At 41.4% G+C, this 7,584-nt stretch carries 8 protein-coding genes and 2 pseudogenes; 6 read left to right on the forward strand and 4 right to left on the reverse strand.

All coding sequences use genetic code 11. The features are described from left to right. Positions 1-186 precede the first annotated feature (186 nt). Positions 187-636: a hypothetical protein gene (locus tag AC5JL8_RS00255; protein WP_495877774.1), complete on the reverse strand. Its 450-nt coding sequence runs from the start codon at positions 634-636 to the stop codon at positions 187-189. A gap of 190 nt (positions 637-826) precedes the next feature. Between AC5JL8_RS00255 and AC5JL8_RS00260 the strand changes: the two genes are divergently transcribed. Next, positions 827-2,194 (forward strand): MATE family efflux transporter, encoded by a 1,368-nt coding sequence (locus AC5JL8_RS00260; protein WP_495877775.1) that lies wholly within the window; start codon positions 827-829, stop codon positions 2,192-2,194. Between the two features lie 196 nt (positions 2,195-2,390). Next, positions 2,391-2,654, forward strand: a pseudogene (locus AC5JL8_RS00265) (serine hydrolase); the annotation flags it as partial. A gap of 83 nt (positions 2,655-2,737) precedes the next feature. Here the strand turns inward: AC5JL8_RS00265 and AC5JL8_RS00270 are convergent. Beyond that, a complete protein-coding gene (locus AC5JL8_RS00270; protein WP_495877776.1) occupies positions 2,738-3,175 on the reverse strand; it encodes a hypothetical protein in 438 nt (145 codons plus the stop codon). Positions 3,176-3,402: 227 nt separating this feature from the next. On the opposite strand from AC5JL8_RS00270, the gene AC5JL8_RS00275 reads away from it, so the two are divergent. Further along, positions 3,403-3,846 (forward strand): CAAD domain-containing protein, encoded by a 444-nt coding sequence (locus AC5JL8_RS00275; protein ID WP_495877777.1) that lies wholly within the window; start codon positions 3,403-3,405, stop codon positions 3,844-3,846. A 175-nt stretch (positions 3,847-4,021) separates the two neighbouring features. Continuing rightward, entirely contained in the window at positions 4,022-4,210 is a 189-nt protein-coding gene (locus AC5JL8_RS00280; RefSeq protein WP_495877781.1) for a hypothetical protein, read from the forward strand. 305 nt (positions 4,211-4,515) lie between these two features. On the opposite strand, the gene AC5JL8_RS00285 is transcribed toward AC5JL8_RS00280, so the two are convergent. Then, positions 4,516-4,791 carry an HU family DNA-binding protein gene (locus AC5JL8_RS00285; protein ID WP_495877778.1) on the reverse strand — a complete coding sequence of 92 codons (276 nt, stop codon included), beginning with the start codon at positions 4,789-4,791 and terminating at the stop codon, positions 4,516-4,518. A 434-nt stretch (positions 4,792-5,225) separates the two neighbouring features. On the opposite strand from AC5JL8_RS00285, the gene AC5JL8_RS00290 reads away from it, so the two are divergent. Continuing rightward, positions 5,226-5,447: a nucleotidyltransferase domain-containing protein gene (locus AC5JL8_RS00290; RefSeq protein WP_495877779.1), complete on the forward strand. Its 222-nt coding sequence runs from the start codon at positions 5,226-5,228 to the stop codon at positions 5,445-5,447. Between the two features lie 101 nt (positions 5,448-5,548). Next, positions 5,549-6,211, forward strand: coding sequence for a tyrosine-type recombinase/integrase (locus AC5JL8_RS00295; protein WP_495877780.1), 663 nt, complete (start codon positions 5,549-5,551; stop codon positions 6,209-6,211). A 113-nt stretch (positions 6,212-6,324) separates the two neighbouring features. Here the strand turns inward: AC5JL8_RS00295 and AC5JL8_RS00300 are convergent. Next, positions 6,325-7,584: pseudogene (locus AC5JL8_RS00300) on the reverse strand (bifunctional DNA primase/helicase); the annotation flags it as partial.

Here is a 7,584-nt window from a genome sequence, read left to right on the forward strand (position 1 = left end):
TTTATAAAGCTAGTTTGGGCTACATTTGGGCTTAATTTTTGTTTAAGTCCCGTTACTTCAAATTGACAAATAATTGTTTAATGGACACCATCTGCTGATGCAAAATGGAGCGATCGCATCGCTGTGCAACAACCCACCATTGAATGCTACTCTGGCTATACTTAGTGGATTTTCAGCAGAAAAATTTTAAGAAGCTACATCTAATTCCTCAGTTTCTAGCTGTTGCTTTGCAGTTACAGCATCGAGTTCCTCAATAAAAGCATCAATTGCTTTGGCTGCGGATTGCTTGCCTACTTTGAATTTAGAAAGAATGCTTGAACGTATTGCTTCATAGTCTGGTATGACTTGCTGTTCGACACAAACAGCCTCTTGTGTAGGTAGGGCAACTTTACCCAAGCGCTCATCTATTAAACCCTTGATCTGGGCTATTGCATCTATTAGTTCCTGTCTTAGTATCTGTTTTATATCTTCATCCTCAGGTGATGTAGATGGAGTTAAAGCAATAACTTGTTCTTTAACTATCTGTTGAATCTCATCACCACCAGATAATGTCAGCCCAGCTTTCGATTGACCGAGAATTCCCTTGAGCAATCTTGTCGCTGTTTGATTTAATGATTCATTTTCGGAAATCTGCATTGCCCAGAGTGCTTTGATTTCAGCATCACTTAACTGGATTGAAATGCATAAAATAGTGTGATAAATTCAATTCATCTTGCTAAACGCATAAAATTAATACCAAGATAATCTTGATTAAATACGAATAAAATTACACTATTTAGCAAATTAAAAGTTTGAGACTATTAATACAAATAAATTTCTTAGCTTCATGAATAAAATGGTCAGTAGAGACAGATTGATATCTGAAGTTAAACAATGCCTTTTGTTAGCTATCCCTTTAGCAGCAGCACAGCTTGCTCAATCAGCAACTGGCTTTGTGGATACGGTAATGATGGGCTGGTTGGGAAGCCAGAATATTGCATCTGGAGGTTTGGGCGCTGCAATCTTTACTTTTTTACTTTTAATTACTACGGGTATTATTTCTGCTATTAGTCCATTAGTTGCTCAAGCTAAAGGAGCCGGAAAGTCTGAGCAAGTAGGCAAGATTGTTCGGCAAGGATTAGGAATATCTCTGCTGTTAGGGATACCGATTGTAATCGTACTTTTTAATGGAGGCGCTTTACTAATGCTATTGGGTCAGAATGCGACTACAGCAGCATTAGCACAAACTTATTTAAGAGCGATCGCGCTGGGTTTTATACCTAGTTTGGGCTTTGCTGTACTCAAAAGTTTTCTTTCTGCTGTGTTTCAACCGCAGTTAGTTATGATTACTGTCGTGTTAGGTACTGTGCTTAACATCGTAGCTAACTATGTTTTGATGTTTGGCAAACTGGGGCTACCCGCCTTAGGACTTGCTGGGATTGGTTGGGCAAGCACACTCTCACTTTGGAGTATGTTTATTGCTTTAACAATCTATATATATACTCAGCAGCGATTTACAAGTTACCGCATATTTGATATTTCATTCGCCGACACCTTCACCCAAGAGAATCAACGCATTTTTTGGGAGATTTTTCAGGTTGGATTGCCTATTGGTGGGTTAATTGCAGTCGAAGCAGGACTGTTCACAATTGTCACGTTTTTATTAGGACAATTAGGAACGACTTCCCTAGCTGCCCATCAAATTGCCTTACAGACGGCTTCTATGTCCTTTCAGATTGCGCTTGGTATTTCTCTTGCAACAACTGTACGTGTTGGACAATTAGCCGGAGAGCAAGATTTAGCTGGTGTGAGCCTGGCTGGATATGTGGGCATTAGTTTAGGCGCTTTGTCTATGGCTATTGCAGCGATTATCTTTTGGTTAATACCAAAGTCGGTTGTTTCTCTTTACCTTGACATCAAAAATCCCAGTAATGAAGATGTAGTGAACTTAGCAGTTAAATTGCTTGTAGTAGCTGCGATTTTCCAAATTGTTGATGGAGTGCAAGTCACCGCAGCTGGAGCATTACGAGGATTAAAAGATACGCGAATCCCGATGTTAATTGGTATTTTTGCTTATTGGTGTATCGGTTTATCTACTGGTTATGCTTTGGGCATCTGGTTGGAGTACGGAGCGATTGGTTTTTGGTGGGGACTAGCAATTGGTTTAGCCAGCGCAGCTATAGTCCTAACTTGGAGGTTTAGGCAATTGCTTTGAAATAAATGTCCCACCTTACCATAAATATTTTAGGCTGCATAGAAGATATACTGGCGCAAACGAGCAAAGGCGGTTGTGATTAAGATGATGCAGTCAGCCCAGCATTGCTCTGGTTCAACTATTGGTTTATCATGACTTTGGCCTCAAAAACTAAACGACAGATGTTTTCAGTGTTTGTACATCGTTTGAGCTACTACTCAAGATGATGACTGATTCTCCAACCGGTCGCAACCGCCTCAAAGCCGGCCTTACCAAGAATTGGTCAATTGCACATAAGACTGGTACTGGTTTAGATGTTCTGCAAACAGGTACTGCCACTAATGATGTTGGAATTATTAGTTCCTCCAACGGGAAACGGATTGCGATCGCTGTATTTATTGCTGGTTCAAAAGCTCCTTTAGAAGTACGCGAAAAGTTGATGGCTAACATTGCTTCAGCAGTCGTTAAAGCAATTCAATAAATTAGAGCAAGCTTAGCGCTCACACCAAAATATTTTCATGAAAACTCCGAATAAAAGCTTATTTAGTGGGTAGTATTGAAGAACTATTTACAATGTTCTTGGAGAAGAGATACAGCTAGTTCAAAACTTTTAGGTTGAGTTTGTACTGCATAAGCTTCTCTTTCTAAATCTTGACGATGAACATTGGTATAGCGTAGAAAAAGCGGTCGAGCATAATTACTAGGCTCAATGTCTAAACCTAAAAGTTTTATTTTTCCTTTTCCTGCACATACCTGTGCAGCATGAACAGCTTCATGAATTAGGGTCTGAGTCCCGATATGTAACTCAAACACTACTGGATTAATCCAGATTTTTCTATCAGATTCTCTTAATAAGCCATAAGCTCCTCGCTTTGGTGGTAGCTCAATTATTACCTGAAACCCAGCCTTTTCTAATTGATTTTTTAAATTGATAAATTTTAGTTCAGGGTTAGGTATTTGAGAAAGCAGAAATAAAGAATTTAATATTAAAAACTTATTCATTGACTTTTCTAGTAACCCATTCTTTGTTTAAGATTTGAACATTTATTGATTTTATAGATATCGAAAATTAAATTTCAGATTGATTGACACTGGTAGAACTTGATAGATTTGTTTTATATGTCTTGAGATAGACCAATTTTCTCCTACAGGTCGATGAAAAATTATTTACAAAATGTGGCAATAGTTAGTATGACATTTGTTCTGAAACAATTTATTCTAATCAAACTATGGAAAGCAACGTGCAAGAATTAGACTACATTAATCCTAGTTCGCTAGATGAACTGTCAAAAATTGAATATTCTAAACCAAATAATTTATCCAAATTATCAAGCAATAATAGTTTAGATAGTCAGGTATCGAAAATTAGCCGACAAATTACTTATTTTTGGGAGCATCTACCAGGGTATATACTTAAATCCTACGATGAGTATAAGCTGTTAATTATTAGCTTCACTTTACTGATTGTGGTATTGATTACCCTCAAGATATTACTGGCAGTTACAGGTGCAATCAATGAAATTCCATTGGTTTCTCCATTTTTTGAATTAATTGGAATTGGTTATGTAATCTGGTTTGCTCTCCGCTATTTTCTTAAATCTGAGACTCGCCAAGAGCTAGCTGGAAAACTTGACTCATTTAAAAAACGCATTGCAGGCGATAATATTATATGATCCTACAACGTTAAAATAGGGTAAATAGCATCTTTTTCTATTGGTTACTTTAGGCTAAGGATTCTGATTGAAAATACTTTGTACAAAGCAATCGTCATTAGTAATATCTAAACTAAAGTTTAATCGAAGATTAACGTTACGTATTTGCTTCTTGCTTTAAAAAACTGGTGAGATGATGGCAACTGTCAAGTACAAACAAACAGGTAAATATCTCCCTCCTAAGATATTTATTTTAGGAATATGCTTTGTTCCTGGAGTAACTGAGATTACTAATGAACAATTAATTGAAATCCGGCAATTTATCCAGACTGAACGCTTGCTTAAGCATTATTTAAAGCAGAAAATTTTGATTATTCAAGATTGAATCTCTGACCAATTATTGCTGATTTTGATGAGAATTTCCAACTCAAACAGACACAGATTTGAGACAAAGCACTCGTACCCTAACTGCTGGGGATTGGTGCAATCTGGTGTGAATTATTGGTGCCATTTGGACAACAGGGCAGTCACACAAGAGGCGGGTAATACCAGTGTTCGCTATTTGTAATATCTGCGATTCAGCAGTTACGTGTCACCCCTACCGTTACCATTAGCTGTCTGATAACAGCAATTACTGCACGGCCGCAGTGATTAGATTGGGCACAAATTAAGTTACTGCATCTGTAGCCTTTAAGGTGCTACTTTTTCTTTAAACTGCTTGCCAGCAGAAAACGCAGGCACTTTAGTCGCTGGAATTGTGATTGTCTCCTTGGTTTTTGGATTACGCCCTGAACGCTCAGAGCGTTCGCGTCGCTCGAATGACCCAAACCCAATCAGCGTTACCTTATCTCCATTAGCTACAGCTTCGGTAACTACTTCTAAAAAAGCTGATATCACCTCCAATGCTTCCTTTTTTGTGATGTTGGTCTTTGCTGCTACAGCATCCACTAGTTCGCCTTTGTTCATAAATCACCCTAAAGTATTGCAAGTAAAGGAAATCTAGCATCACTACCTGCTGCCAAGAAAGGGGGAAAAGGAATAAAAATCTAGCAACATAAGAAAATTAACAATGCACGAGCGCCAAGGGAGCATCTGTCAACTTCTGTAAGTTCTATGCGTTTTAGTTACATTTCTAGCCAGTTGCCTTCACCCGACCTTGCGTGCTGCATCAATAATGTAGCGTCTTGACTACAGCACTTTCACAACTGGCCCACACCGGAACAACACCAGCTCATCTTTTGACCGTCCCCGCCGTACCACTTCTTGGTTGCCCCGGTGTTTTGATACCTCCATTGAAACTCCAACTCCAACCCTTTGGATGCCAAATTGCCAAAATTGTTTAGTGGGTTAGATGCTTTTAAAATATAAAAAACCAGGGATGAAAATCCTACAATTGCTTTATGACTCAAGAATTGCCCCAATTCATCAACCATATTGTTTCAAGTCTGCGGTCAATTGAAGGAATTACGGCGCTCGCACTCGGTGGTTCACAGGCAAGGGGCAACCACACTGATCAGTCAGATGTTGATTTAGGGATTTATTACAATCGTGAAAAACCGCCCGATTTAATTGCTCTCAATCGCCTGGCCTCCCAGCTTGATGATCAGGGTCGCGCAAATTAAATTGTCTCCCCCATCTCCCCCTGCTTGCCTCAACAAATGGGAAAAACCTGTCCCCGCTGCCTGGGATAATAAGAAGAGGGGGCGGTAATAGGAGAGCCTAGTTGAAGATTGATAGACATGGCAGAGCTAAGATACTCTCGCCAGAGGAAATTCAACTTCTCTTCTCGCAGGGGGTAGACTCACTACGAGACAAAGCACTGTTTGCCGTCATGCTTTACACGGCTTGTCGGGTTTCGGAAGCAGTGACGTTGCTTAAGCGCGATGTATATGACTCTAGAGGAAAAGTTCGAGCCAAAATCACCTTTCGCAAAGGCAACACGAAAGGGAAACTAGCTACCCGCGCCATACCCGTAATTCAAGAATTGCGAATCAGGCTGCAAGCATACCAACCGCGAGATGATTCACCGTGGCTATTTCCGGGAAATCCTGACCACTCCAGGGCTAGTAGCCACCTGCACCGGGATTCGGCACTGTGGATAGTGCGAGTTGCTTGCCAACGAACCGAAATTGAAGGCGTAAGCTCTCACAGCTTTCGCCGCACAGCACTTACATCAATGAGTAATGCCGGAATTCCCTTAAGAGTGATTCAGGAAATTTCTGGACATCGCACCTTGGACGAGCTGTACAAGTACCTGGAGGTTAAAGAAGAACAAGTATTGGGAGCAGTATCATCGTTATCATTGCTTGCTCCGGTTGAAGAAAACGACTTCGAGAAACCTGTGAAAGTCGAAGTGACCAAAAAATCAGTCAAACAAAGACATTAACCCCATTTTACTCAAAAAACGAATTTGCTCCCCAACTCGAACGCAATTGGCGTAAAATTGCTGTAAGCAAAAGTAACAATTGCTTATGGTATGCGGTTAGTTGTGACGATGGTTTAGCCGCCTGCCATCGGCAACACATCTTCATCTAGCAAGGAGTAAAAGTTCGACACTACCGCTTCAACAAGTCGCAGTTCACTCGCCGCAATCTCTTCCAACTCCAGCACCACTTCCCAGCGCAAATCAGTTGTCCATCGCTTAAGGATGGCTTTAATCGCGTCCACTCCCTGGGCTATACCAGAGCGAAGGGTTTCCACGCAATGAAGTAGTGTAGTGCGATCGTACTCATAGGCTTCGGGGCAGGGGGGAGGGGGAGCAGGGGAGAAAGAGCCTTGCCCCGAAGCCCCGAAGCCCCGAAGCCCCCCTGCTTCTAAAGAAGGCGTAGTATCCGCCCCCTCAACTAAGGGATTTCCTATACCATTTATGGGGGGGGTGGATACGGAAGAGGAAATTGGCGCTGTTCCTGATGCTGATTGCGTTTCGGCACGTTTGTTTTGTCGATGAGCGATAACTTGTAATGCAAAGTCCAATTCCGACTTCGACAGCGAGAACAATTTTACTTGTTGACCACGTTTGCCCTGCTTGCGACAGCATAACTTTAGCCCCAACTGTTCAACAAGGGTGGCGAGTAACCAAATCGGTTGACAATCAGGCGGGACAGTAAACCCCAAAATTGCTTTGATGTGAGCAGCGCATTCTTTGGCTGTTGCTGTCATAAGTAATAGATGTTCGTCGGTGGCAGTAATTTCTTCTCCTGTGACTAATCGTTTGAGAATGTCGTGCAGTCCTAAGTTGAAATGGGCTAACCACTTGGCAGAATAATTCCCCCAGTCCATACAAAAGGGTAGCTTGTTACGTTCAGCTAGATCTTTGGCACTGACAAATTCTGGTGGTGCGGGGTATTGTTGGTTAGTACGAAGATCCACAATCATCTCAAGAGATGGAGATAAGATGGCCTCTAAGGATGCGATCGCCCCAATGAGTCTACCTGAGTTATCTTTCTGGACTAGAGATTCGGTAACTTCCATGCCGTAGGAATCCCAAATCCGGAACTTCTCACACTCGTTCATCTGGTCGGTAGAAAGATAATCTTTACTTTGCCGTGCGCGGTATTCACTCTTTGAGATGGTATTCGCCTTAGCGACAGCATGATGATGAGCAGCATCTAGGGCATCGGCCGCATATTTCAACGATTCCCAAGCCGCGACATCAATATGATCTCCGGTTGGTACGATAGTATTGCCCATGTCGGACAACAGCAATCTCAGGTCAGCACGTAAGTTATTAATTGATTGATGACGAGAAGCTTGAATTTG

The sequence above is a fragment of the Mojavia sp. genome (assembly GCF_059505145.1).